Source organism: Listeria monocytogenes (assembly GCF_013282665.1).
Classification (GTDB): domain Bacteria; phylum Bacillota; class Bacilli; order Lactobacillales; family Listeriaceae; genus Listeria; species Listeria monocytogenes_C.
Map to the genome: position 1 here is coordinate 2,316,147 of NZ_CP054041.1, position 20,506 is coordinate 2,336,652.

Annotated in this window: 16 protein-coding genes and 1 other annotated feature; of the genes, 14 read left to right on the top strand and 2 right to left on the bottom strand. The window is 38.7% G+C overall.

Features of this window, described 5'->3' with window-relative positions; translation table 11 throughout:
* The first annotated feature begins 229 nt into the window (after positions 1-229).
* The 3 genes from HRK21_RS11735 to HRK21_RS11745 all read left to right on the top strand — a co-directional run bounded on the left by HRK21_RS11735 (position 230) and on the right by HRK21_RS11745 (position 3,219).
* Positions 230-1,243: a glucosaminidase domain-containing protein gene (locus HRK21_RS11735; protein WP_070007006.1), complete on the top strand. Its 1,014-nt coding sequence runs from the start codon at positions 230-232 to the stop codon at positions 1,241-1,243.
* Between the two features lie 112 nt (positions 1,244-1,355).
* Positions 1,356-2,435, top strand: a complete 1,080-nt coding sequence (locus tag HRK21_RS11740) for a M42 family metallopeptidase (RefSeq protein WP_003738756.1) — start codon at positions 1,356-1,358, stop codon at positions 2,433-2,435.
* 25 nt (positions 2,436-2,460) lie between these two features.
* Complete coding sequence (locus HRK21_RS11745) at positions 2,461-3,219, top strand: TrmH family RNA methyltransferase (RefSeq protein WP_003738757.1); 759 nt, start codon at positions 2,461-2,463, stop codon at positions 3,217-3,219.
* Positions 3,220-3,263: 44 nt separating this feature from the next.
* On the opposite strand, the gene HRK21_RS11750 is transcribed toward HRK21_RS11745, so the two are convergent.
* The gene (locus HRK21_RS11750) at positions 3,264-3,623 is read right to left on the bottom strand and encodes a DUF6054 family protein (RefSeq protein ID WP_003738758.1); all 360 of its coding nucleotides are present in this window, start codon (positions 3,621-3,623) and stop codon (positions 3,264-3,266) included.
* A gap of 156 nt (positions 3,624-3,779) precedes the next feature.
* On the opposite strand from HRK21_RS11750, the gene HRK21_RS11755 reads away from it, so the two are divergent.
* The 8 genes from HRK21_RS11755 (at position 3,780) to HRK21_RS11790 (ending at position 16,763) form a co-directional block, all read left to right on the top strand.
* Positions 3,780-4,103, top strand: a complete 324-nt coding sequence (locus tag HRK21_RS11755; RefSeq protein ID WP_003721618.1) for a winged helix-turn-helix transcriptional regulator — start codon at positions 3,780-3,782, stop codon at positions 4,101-4,103.
* Between the two features lie 92 nt (positions 4,104-4,195).
* Positions 4,196-4,425, top strand: a binding site (T-box leader).
* Between the two features lie 45 nt (positions 4,426-4,470).
* Complete coding sequence (gene pheS / locus HRK21_RS11760) at positions 4,471-5,523, top strand: phenylalanine--tRNA ligase subunit alpha (RefSeq protein ID WP_003736387.1); 1,053 nt, start codon at positions 4,471-4,473, stop codon at positions 5,521-5,523.
* Positions 5,523-7,931, top strand: a complete 2,409-nt coding sequence (pheT, locus tag HRK21_RS11765; protein ID WP_003738759.1) for a phenylalanine--tRNA ligase subunit beta — start codon at positions 5,523-5,525, stop codon at positions 7,929-7,931. Before pheS ends, pheT begins: the two co-directional genes overlap by 1 nt.
* A 161-nt stretch (positions 7,932-8,092) precedes the next feature.
* Complete coding sequence (locus tag HRK21_RS11770) at positions 8,093-8,794, top strand: ABC transporter ATP-binding protein (RefSeq protein ID WP_070007008.1); 702 nt, start codon at positions 8,093-8,095, stop codon at positions 8,792-8,794.
* A 13-nt stretch (positions 8,795-8,807) separates the two neighbouring features.
* The gene (locus HRK21_RS11775; RefSeq protein WP_070007010.1) at positions 8,808-12,218 is read left to right on the top strand and encodes an ABC transporter permease; all 3,411 of its coding nucleotides are present in this window, start codon (positions 8,808-8,810) and stop codon (positions 12,216-12,218) included.
* Positions 12,219-12,316: 98 nt separating this feature from the next.
* Positions 12,317-12,769 carry a MarR family winged helix-turn-helix transcriptional regulator gene (locus tag HRK21_RS11780; RefSeq protein WP_003738762.1) on the top strand — a complete coding sequence of 151 codons (453 nt, stop codon included), beginning with the start codon at positions 12,317-12,319 and terminating at the stop codon, positions 12,767-12,769.
* A gap of 15 nt (positions 12,770-12,784) precedes the next feature.
* Positions 12,785-15,985: an MMPL family transporter gene (locus HRK21_RS11785; RefSeq protein ID WP_070007012.1), complete on the top strand. Its 3,201-nt coding sequence runs from the start codon at positions 12,785-12,787 to the stop codon at positions 15,983-15,985.
* A 103-nt stretch (positions 15,986-16,088) separates the two neighbouring features.
* Positions 16,089-16,763 (top strand): uracil-DNA glycosylase, encoded by a 675-nt coding sequence (locus tag HRK21_RS11790; protein WP_070007014.1) that lies wholly within the window; start codon positions 16,089-16,091, stop codon positions 16,761-16,763.
* Positions 16,764-16,800: 37 nt separating this feature from the next.
* On the opposite strand, the gene rnhC is transcribed toward HRK21_RS11790, so the two are convergent.
* Positions 16,801-17,727, bottom strand: coding sequence for a ribonuclease HIII (rnhC, locus tag HRK21_RS11795; RefSeq protein WP_077905673.1), 927 nt, complete (start codon positions 17,725-17,727; stop codon positions 16,801-16,803).
* A 153-nt stretch (positions 17,728-17,880) separates the two neighbouring features.
* Between rnhC and zapA the strand changes: the two genes are divergently transcribed.
* The 3 genes from zapA (at position 17,881) to polX (ending at position 20,490) form a co-directional block, all read left to right on the top strand.
* Positions 17,881-18,144 carry a cell division protein ZapA gene (gene zapA, locus HRK21_RS11800; RefSeq protein WP_070007016.1) on the top strand — a complete coding sequence of 88 codons (264 nt, stop codon included), beginning with the start codon at positions 17,881-17,883 and terminating at the stop codon, positions 18,142-18,144.
* The gene (locus HRK21_RS11805) at positions 18,144-18,686 is read left to right on the top strand and encodes a CvpA family protein (RefSeq protein WP_003729712.1); all 543 of its coding nucleotides are present in this window, start codon (positions 18,144-18,146) and stop codon (positions 18,684-18,686) included. Before zapA ends, HRK21_RS11805 begins: the two co-directional genes overlap by 1 nt.
* A 91-nt stretch (positions 18,687-18,777) precedes the next feature.
* Positions 18,778-20,490: a DNA polymerase/3'-5' exonuclease PolX gene (polX, locus tag HRK21_RS11810; RefSeq protein ID WP_069888655.1), complete on the top strand. Its 1,713-nt coding sequence runs from the start codon at positions 18,778-18,780 to the stop codon at positions 20,488-20,490.
* The last annotated feature ends 16 nt before the right edge of the window (positions 20,491-20,506 follow it).

The window sequence follows — 20,506 nt, forward strand, 5'->3', positions numbered from 1 at the left end:
TAGGCAAAAAGTCCTTTAGATGCTCTTTTTCTTTTTTATTTTCATAATAGCTAACTTTCAAAAGAAGCGTCATACTAGGCTTAAAGAAGACTTGTAACATAAGTAATGTAAAAGTAATGTGTATTACAAAGAAGTTTTGTTAGAATGAAGTGGTTGTTTTAAAGAACACACGTTTCTGGTTTTGATAAGCCAGAAAGATATTTCAAAGAAGGATGTGCAATAAATCATTATGTTACAACTCGCAAAGAAGCATTTGGTGACAATTGGACTTGGAATTACAATTACATTATTTGCAGTACCAATCCATTCCCAAGCTGCTGGTCTAGAGGACGGCCTGACTTCCAAGCAAGAGAAGTTTATTAATGAGATTGCGCCGCATGCTCAAAAAGTGCAAAAAGAACATGGTATTTTAGCTAGTATTACGATTTCGCAAGCCATCCTAGAGTCCAATTGGGGCGAAAGTAAATTAGCAAAAGACGGCAATAACTTATTCGGAATTAAAGGTTCCTATCAAGGAGCTTCTATTAAATTACCGACCAAAGAACATAATGGCGTTGTTTGGGTTGGAACAGATGCTGTTTTCCGTGCGTATCCTGGGTGGTATGAATCAATGAATGACCACGCACTTTTATTTGTCAATGGTCCGTCATGGAACCCTCATTTATACGGAGGACTAATCAAAGAATATGACTATGAAAAAGCAGCAATTGCACTTGGCAAAACAGGCTATTCATCTGATCCAGAGTATGCAGCAAAATTAATCGAACTCATCAAAAAAGCAAATTTAAATAAATATGATACCGTTTATAGTGAACGCGTATCAGACAAAGCAATTAAGGCTGCAGGGGAAGTAGCTGTCAAAGATAATTGCTATGTTTGGTCTGCTCCAGGTGGCACCAAAGGGGCGAAACCCATCTTAAGCACTAGCAAATATTTTGGCCGTCAAGTTTCTATTAATCAAGAAGTTAAAGTAACAGATTCCAATATTTCTTGGTATCATATCCATCAAAATGGTGAATCCATCGGTTGGATTGAAAGTACATCGATTGAAGACTTTTACCAATTAGAAGATTACGCACCAACAGTAGATGCATTACTAAAAACAGATGATAACAATCGTTTAGTAATCAATATGGATATCGACACATCGGAGTTACACAAAACAAAACTCGCAAAGGCTGATACAAAAGAAAAAACAGCTTTTAATTTACCTTTGCTTAATGTCCAATCCGTTGTATGGTAATAATCTTTGCAAAAAAAGCTGAATAGATTACTCGGCTTTTTTTGCGTTTTCAAAGGATTTTTAGAAAGAAACTGTTATAATGAAAAAGGAGTTTATAAGGAGGCTTATTTAAATGGATGAACAATTAAAGATGTTAAAAGCATTAACAGATGCAAACGGTATTCCTGGTAACGAGCGTGCAGTGAGAAACGTGTTCCGCGAATACATCGAACCGCTAGCGGATAGTTTTGAAACAGATGGCTTAGGAAGTGCTGTTGCAAAAAAAGTCGGAGTAGAAGATGGACCTAAAATCATGATTGCTGGCCATTTAGATGAAGTTGGATTTATGGTAACGCAAATTGACGATAAAGGTTTTATTAAATTTCAAACAGTGGGTGGCTGGGTTTCCCAAGTAATGCTCGCACAAAAAGTAACTATTGTGACGCGTTCTGGCGAAGAAATCACAGGCGTTATTGGTTCTAAACCACCACATGTGATGACAGCAGCTGAACGTCAAAAATCATTTGATATTAAAGATATGTTCATTGATGTCGGTGCAGTGGATAAAGCAGAGGTGGAGAGTTACGGAATCCGCCCTGGCGACATGATTGTACCTGCATTTGATTTTACCGTAATGAAAAACGAAAAATTCTTACTTGCAAAAGCATGGGATAATCGTATTGGTCTTGCAATTGCGATTGAAGTACTTAAAAATTTACAAAAAGAACAACATCCAAATATTGTTTACGGTGTGGGAACTGTTCAAGAAGAAGTTGGATTACGCGGTGCCAAAACAGCCGCACACTTCGTTCAACCAGATATTGGTTTTGCCGTTGATGTTGGTATTGCAGGAGATACACCTGGTGTTACTGACAAAGAAGCAATGAGCAAAATGGGCGAAGGTCCACAAATCGTCATTTACGATGCATCTATGGTAGCACATGCCGGACTGCGTGATTTTGTCACAGATGTAGCGGATGAACTATCTATCCCTTACCAATTTGAAGCAATCCCTATGGGCGGAACAGACTCTGGCTCCATCCACTTAACTGGAAACGGAATCCCGTCCCTATCCATTACAATTGCAACACGCTACATTCATTCTCATTCCTCGATGCTACATCGAGATGATTTTGAAAATGCAGTAAAATTAATTACTGAAGTAGTCAAACGTTTAGATAAAGAAAAAGTAACAGAAATTCGCTTAGGTTGAGTTTCGAGAAAAGAGGACAACTTTTATGGAACAGATTCAATCAGTAAAAAACGACCGTGTCAAAACATGGAAAAAACTACAAACGAGAAAAGGCCGCGATAAAACCGGAACTTATTTGGTGGAAGGCTTCCATTTAGTGGAAGAAGCATTACGTCAAGATGGTTTGGTACTGGAGCTGCTTGTTTCAAGTGGTGTTTCTGTTCCGGAAGAGTGGTTAAAAGGCGATTACGATGTATTTGAAATTAGTACAGAAATCAGCCACTTAATTAGCGAAACAATGACAGAGCAAGGCGTTTTTGCAGTAGTCGCAACATCTGAACCGGATATGATGCTTTTATATGGGAAAAAATTATTGCTGGTAGATGCAGTCCAAGATCCAGGCAATGTAGGCACATTAATTCGTACTGCTGATGCGGCTGGATATGATTGTGTTGTACTCGGCAAGGGAAGTGCAGATCTTTATAATCCTAAAGTAATTCGTAGTACACAAGGCAGTCACTTTCATATTCCTGTTATTCAAGCAGATTTATTTGAATGGATTGCGAATTTAGAAGAAGAGGGCGTTCCTGTTATTGGTGCAGTTCTTGATGACCAAGCGAAATCATTAAACGACATGACAAAACGGGACACGTTAGCGTTGATGGTCGGAAATGAAGGTAATGGTATTTCTCCTGAATTACAAGATCGTCTTTCTGAAAAAGTATATATTCCAATTTATGGCGACAGTGAATCATTGAATGTCGCAGTTGCCGCTGGAATTCTACTGTACGGTTTAAGAAAATAAAGAAAAAGTGGTGGCTAAGTCAACGTAACTTAGTCACCACTTTTTTAGATTTCTTCTTGTTCTTCAATAGCTACTTCTCGAATAGCAACGCGTTTTAGATCAGCTACCACACTATGCATATAATCCAATGCTGCACCCCAGTCAATTCCTGTGAAGAAGCCATTTGAACTGCCGGTAGAGATTATCGTTACTTCTGTTTCTCCGTGAAAATTATTAATCGTAACAAAAAGTGCTGCACGATTAGAAGAGCGGAAATAAAACTTTTCGCAAGCAAGTGTTGCAAGTTCTCCAAAATCAAAAGTTCTAACCTCAGAAAACACGATATTCGATCCCACTTGGCCAGCTTTAATAATTTCAAAAGTTTCTTTAACGTCCGTTTTAACAATATAGCGAATAGATGGCATAGCAGTACCTCCTTCTAAAAAACTATCTTATATGTAGTGTAAGTCAGAAGAAGAAGTTGGTCAATCGGGATGTAACTTACTAAATATAAGCAACATAATATTTATTAGTTACCTTCTGATGATAGATATGGTACAATAACGTTAGAGGTGAGAATTATGACTGATGCACATACAGTATGTCCAAAGTTTGAATCGGCGTTCCAATTACTAGGTAAACGCTGGACTGGACTTATCATCAATGTCTTACTGACTGGTCCAAAACGGTTTAAACAAGTTGCCGCTGAGATCCCACAAATGAGTGATCGGGTGCTTGCAGAACGTTTGAAGGAACTTGAGGAAATGGATATTTGCTTAAGACAAGTTTATCCAGAAACTCCTGTACGCATTGAATATGAATTAACCGAAAAAGGAAAAGCACTCCAAGAAGTAATGCTTGAAGTCCAGTGCTGGGCGGATAAATGGGTGGAAGTACCTAATTAAAAAAGAAATAATCTCTCCCACCAATATGGAGAGATTATTTTTTAGCTTGAATCTTTCCTAGAACCATACTATAATAGAAACTATCTAAATAACTAAAGACAATGAAAGAGCCAAGTAGCATAGTGAGTCTGTATAGGGAGAAGTGGTCATAGACTGAAAGCCACTTTACAAACGAATTTGTGAACATTTCACCTCTGGAGTCGCCCCCCGAGAAGCACGCAATGTGTGAAGGTGGTCCGGTTACTAAGCCGTTATCGAATTTTGAGTGGGAACAATTTTTTGTTCTTATTAGGGTGGTACCGCGAGAAGTCTCGTCCCTTTGTGGATAGAGCTTTTTTATTTTGTCTAAAAAGAAGGAGTGAACGGTATGTTAGAACAGTTACAGACGCTGAAAAGTGAAGCAGAAACACAAATCAACGAAGCATCAGACTTAAAAACATTAAACGACTTACGGGTAAAATATCTTGGTAAAAAAGGCCCGATGACCGAAATCATGAAACAAATGGGGAAACTTTCCGCAGAAGAAAGACCAAAAATGGGTTCACTTGCGAATGAAGTAAGAACCGCTCTAACAGAAGCGATTTCTAGTAAACAACAAATTTTAGAAACAGAAGCAATCAATGAAAAACTAAAATCAGAAACCATTGACGTTACATTACCAGGTACTGCGCCGAGTATTGGAACAAAACACCTACTAACTCAAGTAATTGAAGAAATGGAAGATATGTTCATCGGGATGGGTTACGAAATCGCAGAAGGGCCAGAAGTAGAGCTAGATTACTACAACTTCGAAGCGCTAAATTTACCGAAAGATCACCCAGCTCGTGATATGCAAGATAGCTTCTATATTACAGAAAATACTTTACTACGTACCCAAACTTCCCCTGTACAAGCAAGAACAATGGAGAAACATGACTTTTCTAAAGGACCAATCAAAGTTATCTGTCCAGGGAAAGTATATCGCCGTGATAATGATGATGCGACTCACTCCCACCAATTTACGCAAATTGAAGGCCTAGTTGTTGGCGAAAATATTACGTTTGCTGACTTAAAAGGTACGTTAACTGTTCTCGCAAAAACAATGTTTGGTGAAGAACGTGAAATTCGTCTTCGTCCATCCTTCTTCCCATTCACAGAACCATCCGTTGAAATGGATATCTCTTGTTTCAAATGTGGTGGTAAAGGTTGCCGCGTTTGTAAAGGAACAGGTTGGATTGAAATTTTAGGAAGCGGAATGGTACATCCAAACGTGCTTGAAATGTCCGGTATTGATTCCACTCGTTACAGCGGATTTGCTTTTGGCTTAGGACCTGAACGTGTTGCGATGTTGAAATACGCAGTGGACGATATTCGCCACCTTTATACAAATGATTTACGCTTTACGAAGCAATTCCAAAGTACAGAAACGGGGGAAATCTAATGTTAGTATCATATAATTGGGTCAAAGAATTTTTCCAAGACTTCCCGTTAACGGCGGAAGAGCTAGGAGAAGCAATTACGAGAACCGGGATTGAAATTGAAGGTGTAGAAGAATTAAGCGCTAGTTTGAAAAATGTCGTAGTTGGTGAAGTATTATCATGCGAACGTCACCCCGATGCAGAAAAATTGAATAAATGTCTCGTTCAAACAGACGAAGCAGAACCAGTTCAAATCATTTGTGGAGCTCCAAACGTTGCAGCTGGTCAAAAAGTAATCGTAGCCAAAGTTGGCGCAAGACTTCCAGGTGGACTTAAAATCAAACGCGCAAAACTACGCGGCGAAGTGTCAGAGGGAATGATTTGCTCTCTCGCAGAACTTGGCTTTGAGAGCAAAGTTGTACCAAAAGCATACGCAGAAGGCATTTATGTATTACCTGCGCACGTGGAAACGGGTGTCAGTGCAATCACGTTGCTTGGACTTGATGATGCAATTTTGGATATGGCAATCACGCCAAACCGTGCAGACGCATTGAGCATGAATGGTGTAGCTCATGAGGTTGGTGCAATTATTCATCAAAAACCAGCACAACCAACTGAGCCCGATGTATCTGAAAAAGGTAAAGCGGATGATTTCATTTCAGTAGAAGTAGAAAATCCAGCTGAGACTCCTTATTATGCTATTAAAATGGTAGAAAATATCGAAATCAAAGAATCGCCACTATGGCTTCAAACAAAACTAATGAAAGCTGGTATTCGACCACATAATAACGTGGTCGATGTCACTAATTACATCAATTTATTATACGGGCAACCTTTGCATTCCTTTGACTATGATAAAATTGGTAGCAAGAAAATCGTTGTACGTTCTGCAAAAGAGCAAGAAGAAATTACCACGCTTGATGGCGAGAAAAGAACTTTACAAGCTGGGCATACCGTCATCACTAACGGAGTTGAACCAATTGCTATTGCTGGCGTTATGGGTGGAGAATTTTCCGAAGTGACAGAGAACACAACCACTGTAGCGCTAGAAGGTGCCATTTTTAGCAGCTCTTCCATCGGTAAAGCATCTCGAGAATTATACCTACGTACAGAAGCAAGCATCCGTTACGATAAAGGTTCTGACGCATGGAAAGTAGAAAAAGCACTTGCGCACGGCGGAGCCCTAATCGCTGAATTAAGCGGCGGAACACTAGTTGGCGGTGTCGTAGAAGTAGATAATCGTGAAAAAGCAGTGAATAAAATTGAAACGAGCCTAACACGCATTAACCGCATTCTAGGAACCGCAATTACACTTGCAGAAATCGAAACAATTTTTGATCGTTTAGGTTTTGTATTAGAAGTGAAAAAGGATGCTCTAATCATTGAAGTACCGACAAGACGTTGGGACATCACTATTGAAGCAGATATTTTAGAAGAAGTAGCTCGTATTTACGGTTATGATGAAATTCCGGTAACACTTCCAGCGACAAGCACAACAGGTGGCTTATCAGACAGCCAAAAAGCTCGTCGTGTTATGCGTGCTTATTTGGAAGGAGCAGGACTTAACCAAGCATTGACATACTCTTTAACTTCCCAAAAAGATGCAACTCGTCTAGCGCTTTCTGATGAAAAAACAGTTGCACTATCGATGCCAATGAGTGAAGAACATAGCCATTTAAGAACAAGTATCGTTCCACAATTAATTCGTAGCGCAAGTTACAACATCGCTCGTAAAAATATGGACGTGGCACTTTACGAAATGGGTACCGTGTTCTACGCAACAGAAGGGGACAATTTACCAATTGAACAAGAACATTTGGCAGGCCTAATTACTGGGAACTGGCATACGGTTGATTGGCAAAAAACACCAAAACCAGTAGATTTCTTCGTTTTAAAAGGAATTGTCGAAGGTTTAGTGAATAAATTAGGTATTAAATCCGAACTTCACTGGAAACAAACAGAAAAAGAAGAACTTCATCCGGGAAGAACCGCTAGCCTTATTTTAGAAGGACAAGAAATTGGTTATCTTGGTGCACTTCACCCAGCAGTAGAAGCAAACTATGATTTAAAAGAAACATATGTATTCGAAATCAACGTGGAAGCTTTACTAGATGCAACCAAAGAAAAAGTTGTGTACCATCCAATTCCACGTTACCCAGAAATGACTCGCGACTTAGCATTACTTGTGGACAAAAATACTAACCACGCAGCAATTTCGCAAGTAATCAAAGAACACGGTGGGAAATTACTAGCTAATATCGAGCTATTTGATATTTTCGAAGGAGAAAGCCTTGGAGAAAATAAAAAATCGCTCGCTTACACCTTAACTTTCCTAGACAGTGAAAGAACATTAGTCGAAGAAGACGTTCAAAAAGCAACCAACAAAGTAGTGGAAGCATTACAAGAAAAACTAAATGCAATTATTCGCTAAATGAAGAAGAATCAAACTAGATGGAGAACATTTTCAACTAGTTTGGTTCTCTTTTTGTTTTTTTATTAAATAGTGGAAGTCTTTCCTTTTTTAGTACTTCACTAACTTAAATAACACATGTTATAATGATGGCACATGCCAGAGGAAAAAGGACGGGAAAAATGACCTATGTAGAAATGAAAGATGTCTCTAAATACTATCAAATGGGCGAGAACGTTGTCACTGCTAATGATAAAATCACTTTCGGGATAAGAAAAGGTGAATTTGTTGTTATAGTCGGGCCTTCTGGGGCCGGGAAATCTACCGTTTTGAACATTCTTGGTGGAATGGATACTGCAAGTGAAGGCAAAATTATGGTAGATGGGCAGGATATTGCTCAATATAATGCAAAACAATTAACCAAATATCGGCGAACCGATGTCGGTTTTGTATTCCAATTTTATAATTTGGTACCTAATTTGACTGCCAAAGAGAACGTAGAATTAGCTGCCCAAATTGCGCCAAATGCTTTAGATGCAGAAACTGTTTTAACCCAAGTTGGATTAAGTCACAGATTAGACAATTTTCCAGCACAACTATCTGGTGGGGAACAACAGCGTGTTGCTATTGCGCGTGCACTTGCTAAAGCACCTAAACTGTTACTCTGCGATGAACCAACCGGTGCACTTGATTACGATACTGGCAAATCAGTCTTGAAATTATTACAAGTAACTTGCCGCAACACAGGAACAACTGTTATTCTTATCACCCATAACACGGCGATTACACCAATTGCAGACCGAATTATTGAAATTAATAATGCAAAAGTTCGTAACATCAAAGAAAATCCAGAACCAATGTCCATTGATGATCTAGAATGGTAGGAAGGAGCAACCAGTGAAACGTTCCGCTTTATGGAAAGATATCTACCGCGAAATATGGCGTTCTAAGAGCCGCTTTATTTCCATTTTTATGCTGATTATGTTAGGTGTTGCTTTTTTCTCCGGACTTAAAGCAACTGGACCAGATATGCTCTTAACAGCAGATAATTATTTTAATAAGTATGAATTAGCTAATTTTAATGTGCAATCTACTTATGGATTAGATGAGTCAGACAAAGAAGCGCTAGAAGATATTTCTGGGATTGCACAAGTAGAATTCGGGTACACAGCAGACACTTTAATGAAGGACAAAAATATCGTTACAAAACTATTTTCTACATCTAAAAGCGATAATTTAAATAAATACAAGGTTGCTAGTGGTCGTTTACCAGAAAAATCAGGGGAAATTGCGCTGGATAATAATCAACTTGTTCATGAAAATGTCAAAATTGGCGACGAAGTAACCTTTGTTAAAAGTGATGGAAATAAGTTAACTGATACGCTTAAAAAACCAACTTATAAAGTAGTTGGCTTCGTTAGCTCACCAGCTTACATCCAGAAATCTGAACGCGGTTCGAGTACGGTAGGGAAAGGGAAGACAGATGCTTTCGGTATAATTCCAGAGCAAGATTTTAATTTACCAGCATACACTATTGCCAAACTTACTTTTAATAATTTAGCAGCAAAACAAGCGTTTAGCGACGCATATGTATCCACCGAAGAAAAAGACAAGAAAAGCGTCGAACAAACTTTAGTAAATCAACCAGAAAAACGATTAAATAAAATCAAGACGAATGAGCAAAAGAAATTAGACGATGCAACGGCAGAAATTAATAAAGGAAAAGCAAAACTAAAAGAAAATGAAGCTAAACTTGCAAATGCCAAAGCACAATTAGAAGAAGGTTTTTCTAAATACAATACTGCCAAAGCAAGCTATGACGCCAAAATTAAGCTAGGCGAAGCAGAGATTGCAAATGGGGAAGCAGAACTAAGCAATGCAAAAAAACAACTTGATACCGCAAAAACACAGATTGACCAAGGCGAAACAGCACTTTCACAAGCTGAGATGGAATTAGAAGAAGGGAGTGCGGCTTGGGAGGATGCTAATAATCTTCTTAATACAGCAAATGTTTTTTTGCGGAGTGCTAAGTCGACTTTAGAAAATGCTTTAAAACAACCAGATTTAACTGATTTTGAGCTAGACCGGAACAGCTTAACAAATTCATTTCAAATGCTTGCATCAGAACTTGATTTATCAAATGCGGAGCGCGCTGAATATGAAAATGCGATGAATCAGTTACTAGATGATTATGAAAATGGCGATATTAGTGATGCGGAGATTAGAGAAGCCTTAAACGCGGCACTTGCGCAAGTTGGTAACGCTGAAAATGAATACCAATCCGCCAGAGCTACTTTAGACGCTGAAAAACAAACAATAGAACAAGGCGAACAAACATTAGCTGCCAAAAAACAAGAACTTCAACAAGCAAAAAATGCCTACCAAGAAGGTCTTGCTAAATATCAAGCAGGTTTAGAAAAAATTTCGCAAGCAAAGCAACAACTCGTTGATGGAAAAGAAACAGGTTCCACAGAACTACAAAGCGCACTTGCCAAATTAAACGCTGGTCAAGCAGAATACGATAAAAATCTCGCTTTGTTTGAAAAAGAGAAAGCAAAAGTTGAAGGCAAACTAGCAAGTGCTGAAAAAGAAGTTAAAATCGGTCAAGAAAAATTAGATGCACTCGAACTTCCAAAATATTATGTCCTTGATCGAAACGATAATCCAGGATATAGCGAATATAAAGAAAATGCAGATCGCTTAACTTCCTTATCAACCGCATTCCCCATTTTCTTCTTCCTAATCGCAGCGCTCGTTTGTTTAACGACGATGACACGTATGGTAGAGGAACAGAGAACACAAATTGGAACGTTGAAAGCATTTGGTTATTCTAATGGTAGCATTATTTTGAAATACCTTGTATATGGCTCAACAGCGAGTGTAATCGGGAGCGTTCTTGGAATATTAATTGGCTTCCAGTTTTTCCCGAATATCATTTTTAACGCCTATAAATCGATGTATGAAATGCCACCAGTGGATATTGGCTTTTACTGGAGCTACAGTTTGCTATCCTTATTTGTTGCGTTATTCTGTACAACATTTACCGCTTATGTAGCTTGTCGAGCAGAACTCCGCGCCAATGCGGCAACGTTAATGCGTCCAAAAGCACCAAAAATCGGCAAACGTATTTTCCTTGAGCGGATTAGTTTTATTTGGAAACGAATGAATTTCACAAGTAAAGTGACTGCAAGAAATTTATTCCGCTACAAGCAGAGAATGCTTATGACGGTTCTTGGTGTTGCGGGATGTACAGCTTTAATTCTCACCGGTTTTGGTCTCCGGAATTCTATTAGTGATATCGCCAAAATGCAGTATGGCCAAATAATGAAATATGATGCGGCCATCTACGAAGATATGAGTGCGCCACCTACAGCCAAAGAAACTTTTGACGAGCTAATGGATGACTCCAATATCAAAGGTAAGCTTGCTATGGCACAAACCAATATAGATACTGTAAAATCAGGGCAATCAGCACAAACTACATCTGTTATTGTTCCTAAAAATGTAAATGAACTACCAGACTATATTGTGCTTCGCGACCGAGCTAGTCATACAACTGAAAAACTCACGGATGACGGGGCAATTATCACTGAAAAATTAGCTAAACTTTTTGACGTCAAACCAGGCGACACAATTACCGTCAAAAACGCGGAGAATGATAAGTTTCAAATAAAAGTCCGTGCTATTACCGAAAACTACGCAATGCACTACATTTATATGACTAAATCATATTACCAACAAGTTTTTAAAGAAAAACCAGTGTACAATTTAGATTTATTAATGTTAAAAGACACCTCTGAAAAAGTAGAGAGCGATTTTGCAGAAAAATTAACAGATAGTAAAGCGATATTAAATGTTACATTTTCTAATAATGTTAGTTCATTACTAAATGAAACACTGGATAGTCTCAATATTGTTATCGTGGTACTCATTACATCTGCTGCATTACTTGCGTTTGTCGTGCTCTACAACCTGACAAATATCAATGTATCAGAACGTATTCGAGAACTTTCCACTATCAAAGTACTCGGTTTTTATCCAAAAGAAGTGACGATGTATGTCTACCGAGAAAATATCATTTTGACCTTAATGGGTATTGTGACTGGATTTGTTCTCGGCTTCTTCTTGCACCGCTTTATCATTACCACAGCAGAAGTCGATCAAATGATGTTCAGCCCCGCAATTAGTTGGACAAGCTACCTGTTTTCCGGCATACTTACACTTGTTTTTGCAACTGTTGTCATGGTTGTTATGCACATTAAACTGAAACGCATTGACATGATCGAAGCGCTAAAATCAGTGGAATAATATAGAAAAGAACTTGCTATTTTTGAGCAAGTTCTTTTCGTTTGACTTAAAAATAAATAAAGCTTAAACTAAAAAATAGTTAAGGGGGTGAACTTTATTTGGAAAGGCAAAAAGTAAAACAACTAATAAAGAGTTACCAACAAACATACATATTTGCAATGAATCAAATACATCAAGCTATTTCAGAAATTTCAGCAAATACTCTGGATCTTTCCATTGAGCAGTTTTTTGTTTTGCGCGAGATTGCTGCCTGTAATGGCATTAGCGCAACAGAACTCGCAGCTTCTTTAGCAGTAAATAAGAGCGCTATTACACCGAAACTAAAAAAATTAGAAGAAAAAAGTTACATTAGACGAGAACGAAACCAACAAGATAAACGTGCTTTAGTTTTAACTATCACAGAAAAAGGGAATAGCGTTTACGAAGAATGTGAAAAACAATTAGAATTACTCGTGAATGAGTGGCTCGAAATACTAGGAGAAAAAGACAGCGAACAATTTTTTGAGTTATTTCAGAAGATTACCAAGTCAGTTGTTGAACCTAGACAATAAAAGGAGAGATTTGGCATGAAATGGATTATGAAACTCCGCTGGGCTGTTTTAGCGTTTTGGCTTGCAGCAGCAGTCGTACTAATGTTAATCGCACCACCCATGGCAGATCTCGTGCGCGAAAAAGGCGAATTAAAGCTGCCTGATGGCTATCCGTCATCACTAGCAACGGAAATGCAAAAGAAACATAATCCAGATGACAAAGGTTCAGCTTATATTGCTGTTTATACAGCCGACCATAAGTTAACTGGAACAGAATTAAACGATATCCAGAAATCACTGGACTCTATCGAAAAAGATAAAGACGAGTTACACGTAACGAATGTAGTATCAAGTTTTAACCAACCAGAACTCAAAGATAAGTTCTTATCAAAAGACGGTAAAACACTGGTAGCAAGTTTAACCGTGGATGATACTGACGCTTCCGTTAAAAGCATACGCAACGCACTAGACAAAAAAATGGATGTAAAAGGGGTTGACACGTATTTAACAGGTAATAAACTAATTCAAGAAGACGTAGTTCAAGGATCTGAAGACGGTTTACACAAAACAGAAGGAATTACCGTTGTTTTTATTTTAGTCGTATTATTCCTTGTATTCCGCTCAGCAGTGGCACCGTTTATTCCACTTATAACTGTGGGAATTAGTTACCTTGTGGCACAAAGCACAGTAGCATTTTTAATTGATGTCTTTAATTTCCCCGTTTCCACCTACACGCAAATCTTTATGGTTTGTATCATGTTTGGCATTGGGACCGACTATTGTATTCTCTTAATGAGTCGATTTAAAGAAGAAATGGGCGCTGGTCTCAATCCTCGAGAAGCGGTCCATGCAACGTATCGTACAGCAGGAAAAACAGTCATTTATAGTGGTGTAGCTGTTCTTGTAGCATTTACTTCGCTTTATTTTGTTCAATTTGATTTATACCGTTCCGCAGTAGCAGTCGGTGTTGGTATTGTCGTTTTACTTGCCGCGCTGTACACGCTTGTACCATTCTTTATGAGCACACTCGGAACCCATTTATTCTGGCCGCTAAATAAAAATATTAGTCATAAAGAAAATAAAGTATGGGGTGCTGCTGGTAAATTCACTTTTGCAAGACCGTGGATTGCTTTATTAATTGTTGCAGCTATCACATTGCCGCCAATCTTACTCCATACAGGAACAGAATCATTCAACTCACTAGACGAAATTAGTGACAAATATCCTTCTAAAAAAGGTTTTGAAATCGTATCAGATAGTTTCGGAGCAGGGCAAGTAGCACCGACACAAATCTTTATTGAAAATGACGATAATATGCGTACAACAGATTACATCGCGCAAATCGAAAAAATTTCCGATGATTTATCTCATTTAAAAGGTATCGATATGGTTATGAGTGCCTCACGTCCAGCCGGAAAACGAGTAGATGATATTTACATTAAAAACCAAGCTGGACAAGTAAACGACGGCGTAGGTCAAGCCACTGATGGCGTCGGAGAAGTAAAAAAAGGATTAGATTCAGCAAGTTCAGAACTCAAAAAATCTGAACCAGCCTTAGATAAAGCTGTTGCGGGAGTAAGCGACTTACAAAAAGGTACTGTCGCAACACAAGAAGGAATTAACCAACTACAAACTGCACTCGCACAAATCCAAACAGGCATCGAAAGCGGAGCAACTGGTGCTGGTGATTTAAAACAAGGCGTAGCAGAAGCCAAGGAACAACTAGCTACCTTACAAAATGGAGAGGCGCAAATTCAAGCAGGTTACGTTGAAATTCAGAAAAACTTACAAAATGTAGCTGACCAACTAAAAGGTTTTGAAAATCCAAGCTCTCAAGCAATTGATACTTCTAAACTAGAGGAGCAATTCAAAAAAATCGGTGTTTCTTTCCAAGCTTTCGCAGCAGCGCACCCAGAAGTCAGAAATGACCCTCGTTTCCAAAAACTAGCCGCAGATATTCAAGGCTTAGAAACAGCTGGAAACGAACTGAAAACTTCTGCTGGACAACAAATGGCAGCACTTCAAGCAAAAATGAAAGAACTAAATCAGGGCATTCAACAATTAGCAACAGCGATGAATCAATTAAATGAGCAGTCCAAACAAATTTCTGATGGACTGAGTGCTTTTAGTACAGGACTTGGTCAAATCGAAACGGGGCTAGATCAATTAGAAAAAGGCCTCAATCAAGCCGCAGATGGTCAAGGGCAAGTTGTTTCCAAAATGCCAGAAATCTCCAATGCGCTAACGCAAATCGCTGCTGGACAAGGTGCTCTAAAAGATGGCTTTGCAGGCATTAGCGGTCAAATGGGTCAATTAACAGATGGCTTAACTTCTGGCGCAAATGGCCTAGGAAAAGTAGAAAGCGGCCTAAATACTGCGAACGGACTTATAGATGATTGGTCCAAAGTTCCTTACGCAAGTTCCGGTATTTATGTACCGGATGCGCTACTAAAAAATGCTGATTTCCAAAAAGTATTAGATCAATACATCTCTTCTGACGGAAAACTGGCAACAATCAATGTGATTTTGACGAAAAATCCATATTCCAATGAAGCGATGGATTCAATCGATGACATTAATGAACAACTCGCAGCTAGTATGAAAGGAACAAAACTAGAAAATGCGAAAATTGGTATTGGTGGAATGACAAGCGCCAACTACGACACAAGAGATATGTCAACAGCTGACTATCATTTAGTGCTTGTCATTGTTCTAGCAAGTGTTTTCGTAACACTTGTCATCGTCTTGCGTTCCCTAGTAATGCCAATTTATCTAATTGCATCACTCGTATTAACATACTTTGCTGCACTCGGATTTGCAGAAATTATCTTCATGCGCATTCTCGGATATAGTGGTCTAACGTGGGCAACACCGTTCTTCGGATTTGTAGTACTTGTCGCGCTCGGTATCGATTATTCGATATTCTTGATGTCTAGATTTAACGAATATAACGGACTTTCTGTACGAGATAGAATGATAAAAGCCATGAAAAATATGGGTGGCGTTATCTTCTCAGCCGTCATTATCCTTGGTGGAACATTCGCCGCAATGATGCCAGCTGGCGTACTTTCCTTACTTGAAATTGCGACGGTCGTTTTAATCGGCTTAGTACTCTATGCCGTCGTTATTTTACCACTCTTCGTTCCCGTAATGGTTAAATTATTCGGACGAGGCAACTGGTGGCCATTTATCACAAGAAAAGGCGACCATCAAGAAAACGTACCACCGAAAAAATAAATCAATAAACCGCATTCCTTTAAAAAAGGGGATGCGGTTTTTAGTTTGCTTCCAAAGACAATTTTGCTAAGATATAGATAGATGAATGAAGGAGGAAAAAATCATGATAAAACTCGGAAATGACTGGGATGAGTTACTAAAAGATGAGTTTAACCAACCGTATTATTTAACCCTTCGCCAGTTCCTAAAAAAAGAATACCAAACGAAAAAAGTATTTCCGGATATGTACGACATTTTCAATGCTTTAAAACATACCGATTATAAAGATGTCAAAGTAGTAATACTCGGGCAAGATCCATATCACGGACCAGGTCAAGCGCACGGGTTCTCATTTTCCGTTCAACAGGGAGTGCAGATTCCACCATCGCTGCAGAATATTTATTTGGAATTACATAACGACTTAAATTGTGAGATTCCAAATAATGGTTATTTGATTCCATGGGCAGATCAAGGAGTGCTACTATTAAATACGGTTCTAACTGTTCGCGCCGGTCAAGCAAGCTCACATCGAGGACAAGGCTGGGAGATACTAACTAACCGGATTATTGAAATCATTAACCAAAAAGAAGAGCCAGTAGTCTTTTTGCTATGGGGAAACAATGCAAAAGAAAAGTTGCCATTATTAACCAACCCGAAGCATACTGTGTTTACATCTGTTCATCCCAGTCCACTTTCAGCATCGCGCGGTTTTATGGGGTGCAAACATTTTTCTAAGACGAATCAATTTTTAGAACAAAATGGTGTCAAACCAATTAATTGGCAAATTCCTTCTATATAAATAAAAACATCTCGCCATTAATTGACGAGATGTTTTTTTACTTTTTAACCATTTTTAATGCTTTCTCTGTATTAGCAAAATGCTGTTTTGTATATTTCGCTAATGTTTCCAGCCCAAATCGTTCGATGATTTCCGCTGCAACAGCATCCACATGAGGCCCTGCACCTTTTGGAAGTGGGATGCCAACTTCTTTTGACATCGCATCAAAAGCTTGTACAAACTTATAGCGAGCAATAATCGAAGCTGCAGCTACAGAAAGGTGTAACCCTTCTGCTTTTGTCGCAAAAAATACATCTTCTCGAATAATGCTTGGTTCTTTTGCTAAATAACGGTAATACGTATTTTTTTCAGCAAACTGATCAATTAAAATCGCTTCAGGTTTTACTGGAGCAAGCTTTTTCAAGACGTTTTCAATTGCGCGGTTATGTAGTAAAGCTTTCATTTGTCCTTGGTTCATGCCTCTTTTTTGGAGCTCGTTGTATTTAGGGTTAGGGCAAAGTAGCACACTGTGCGGAACAAGCGGCATGATTTTCTCAGCAATACGACAAATTTCTGGATCTTTCATTGCTTTCGAGTCCTTTACACCTAGCTCTTTTAACAGAGGCATCATTTCTGCGTCCACGTATGCGGCACAAACCGTAATCGGCCCAAAGAAATCACCAGTGCCAACTTCATCTGAACCAATGACATTTTTAGAGGCAAAGTTTGCTGGAAGAATCCCTTTAGAAGCAGACGGCGCTTTTGCTTTTGATTCTGGGAGAGTCGCCATCCATTTTTTTGCTTCTGCTTCTCCGTTTACTCCTTGAAACATGACTTTGCGCGACTTGTAGCCAGTGATGGAAACACCTGGTTTTTTAGCAGCGAAAACAGCTCCTGGTGGTAGTTTTGGATTAGAAAAAGGGAGATATGTTTGTTTCATTTTTTCAAGTGTTGGTTGATCAACTAAGATAACTGTATTTGCGATAAGGCATCATCCTTTCAAAGTTCTATTGTAACATACTAAGACGAAAGACTGAATATCGGCTAAACGGGTGGTTGAATCTTTTCTTTCCTGCTTTTTCGTGATAAGATTATGACAAGTAGCGGCCTAAATGAATTTGGGTGAGGAGGAATATACGTGACAAATGAGAGAAATAAAGTAGTGACAACAATTTACGGTAGAGAATATACGATTGTTGGCGTAGAGACAACAGACCACTTACGTAAAGTAGCTCGTGAGGTCGATGAAAAAATGCACGAAATCGGCTCCCAAAATCATGCACTAGATAGTGGCAGGCTCGCTGTACTGACAGCTGTTAATTCGATGCACGATTATCTAAAACTACAACAAAAATATCTAGAGTTGGAACAAGAACTAGCTCGAATCAAAGGAAGAGATTAATGATTTTAAATGCGATTATTTTAATTTTACTTGTTTGTGGCTTTTTCGCAGGATTTAGAACGGGTCTCATCAAACAACTTATCTTATTTTTAGGTTATATATTGGCATTTTTTATCTCGTATACGTATTACGAAGATTTAGCGCCACATCTAACTTTTATACCTTATCCAGGTAGTGATACTTCAGATGGATTATCTATTATTTTACAGGAATTACGAACAGAAACAGCATATTATAACGTACTCGGATTTGCGATTATTTTTATTGTCGCTATCATTGTTGTGCATATGCTAGCTTCCCTAGTTGGCGGTTTGACTAAAATACCAGTCTTACGCCAAATTAACGGATTATTAGCTGCTGTTTTTGGTGTTATTAAGTCTTACTTACTTATTTTTGTCGTATTGTTCATCATGGCAATTTATCCGGCAAATTGGTCTGAAAACTTGATTGATAGCTCAACGGTTGCACAGTGGATGCTAGAAAATACGCCAATTTTGTCCGAACAATTTTATGACTGGATGACAGACATTCTGCCAAAATAAAAGAAACATTCGATACCAGATGTATACTCTTAGCCAATTTTGGATAGGATTTCTCTGGTATTTTTTAATGATTTTACGGGGAGGAATAAAGATGGCTACTAATAAAAAAGAAATTATTCGTTTACTCGAAGAAATTGCCACTTACATGGAATTAAAAGGAGAAAATAGCTTTAAAATATCTGCGTTCCGCAAAGCTGCTCAGGCAATTGAATTAGATAGCAGAAGTCTATCGGAAATTGATGATTTCACAAAGATTAGCGGTATCGGAAAAACTACAGGCGAAATAATCCAACGTTATTTAGAGAGCGGGGAATGTCCTGAACTGGAGGAACTAAAAAAAGAAGTCCCAGCAGGTCTCGTTCCACTTTTAGATGTACCAGGGCTTGGAGGTAAGAAATTATCGCGTCTTTATCATGAGCTTGGTGTGGTGGATAAAGACACACTACTCCAAGAAGCAGAAAATGGTCATATCGAAGCATTGAAAGGCTTTGGTAAAAAGTCTGCTGAAAAAATGGCCGAAGCAGTGCGCGAAATGGGTGAGCGTCCTGATAGATATCCCCTAAATGATGTCTTACCAATTATTCAAAAAGTAGAAGCTTATCTTGCGGATATTGCTTCAATCGAAACTTATGCGCAAGCCGGCAGTTTACGTAGATTACGGGAAACGGTAAAAGATTTAGATTATGTTATTGCTACAGAAAAACCAGAAGAAGTACAAAAAGCTTTGCTCGCATTTCCATTAATTACGGACGTTATTGGAGCTGGTGAAACAAAAGTATCGGCTGTGTTAGAAGATAATATCACCATTTCCGTGGATTTCCGCTTAGTAGAAAAAAAGGCTTTCGCAACAACGCTACACCATTTTACGGGTTCTAAAGATCACAACATCAAAATGCGCCAATTAGCTAAACAATCCAATGAAAAAATAAGTGAATATGGAGTCGAGCAAGAAGATGGCAATGTTCGTCATTTTGAATCGGAAAAAACATTTTTCGAGCATTTTAACATTCCGTTTCTCCCACCTGAAGTGCGCCGAGATGGCACAGAAATTGAGCGCGTGACGAAAGATACAAAATTCCTTCAGTTAAGCGATATTCGCGGGGATTTGCACATGCATACCACTTGGTCTGACGGAGCTTACGCAATTCCAGAAATGATTGAAGCATGTATCGCAAAAGGATATGAATACATGGTTATTACAGATCACGGGAAATTTTTGCGAGTAGCTAATGGTCTGGATGAAAAAAGATTATTGGAACAGCAAGCAGAAATTAAAAAAATAGCAGCTAATTATCCGGAAATTGATGTTTATTCCGGCGTTGAAATGGATATTCTAGCAGATGGGTCGCTTGATTTTGATGATGAGACTTTGAAACAGTTGGATTTTGTTATTGCATCCATCCATTCCAGTTTCCAACAATCAGAAGAAGAAATTATGAAGCGATTAAAAACGGCCTGCGAAAATCCATATGTGCGTCTAATTGCGCATCCGACAGGTAGAATTGTCGTGAAAAGAAAGCCATATCATGTTAATATGAAAGAACTAATCCAGTTAGCAAAAAATACAGGAACTGCACTCGAATTAAATGCTAATCCGCAGCGTCTCGATCTAAACCGCGAGCACTTAGAAATGGCCCACGCAGCAGGAGTGCCGATTGCAATTAACACAGATGCGCACGACACGAAACACCTTGATTTCATGTCTATTGGCGTTCGAGCTGCCACGAAAGCTTGGCTCGATAAATCGGCCATTCTGAATACAAAAACAGCAGCTGAGTTCAAACAATTTTTACAGAATAAATAACTTTTAAAAAGAAGGA

Excerpts from the sequence above, each read along its gene's own strand:
- HRK21_RS11805 (WP_003729712.1), top strand. The coding sequence starts at position 18,144 with ATGATTTTAAATGCGATTATTTTAATTTTACTTGTTTGTGGCTTTTTC.
- polX (WP_069888655.1), top strand. The coding sequence starts at position 18,778 with ATGGCTACTAATAAAAAAGAAATTATTCGTTTACTCGAAGAAATTGCC.
- HRK21_RS11770 (WP_070007008.1), top strand. The coding sequence starts at position 8,093 with ATGACCTATGTAGAAATGAAAGATGTCTCTAAATACTATCAAATGGGC.
- HRK21_RS11750 (WP_003738758.1), bottom strand. The coding sequence starts at position 3,623 with ATGCCATCTATTCGCTATATTGTTAAAACGGACGTTAAAGAAACTTTT.
- pheS (WP_003736387.1), top strand. The coding sequence starts at position 4,471 with ATGTTAGAACAGTTACAGACGCTGAAAAGTGAAGCAGAAACACAAATC.
- HRK21_RS11755 (WP_003721618.1), top strand. The coding sequence starts at position 3,780 with ATGACTGATGCACATACAGTATGTCCAAAGTTTGAATCGGCGTTCCAA.
- HRK21_RS11790 (WP_070007014.1), top strand. The coding sequence starts at position 16,089 with ATGATAAAACTCGGAAATGACTGGGATGAGTTACTAAAAGATGAGTTT.
- HRK21_RS11735 (WP_070007006.1), top strand. The coding sequence starts at position 230 with ATGTTACAACTCGCAAAGAAGCATTTGGTGACAATTGGACTTGGAATT.
- HRK21_RS11785 (WP_070007012.1), top strand. The coding sequence starts at position 12,785 with ATGAAATGGATTATGAAACTCCGCTGGGCTGTTTTAGCGTTTTGGCTT.
- HRK21_RS11745 (WP_003738757.1), top strand. The coding sequence starts at position 2,461 with ATGGAACAGATTCAATCAGTAAAAAACGACCGTGTCAAAACATGGAAA.
- pheT (WP_003738759.1), top strand. The coding sequence starts at position 5,523 with ATGTTAGTATCATATAATTGGGTCAAAGAATTTTTCCAAGACTTCCCG.
- HRK21_RS11740 (WP_003738756.1), top strand. The coding sequence starts at position 1,356 with ATGGATGAACAATTAAAGATGTTAAAAGCATTAACAGATGCAAACGGT.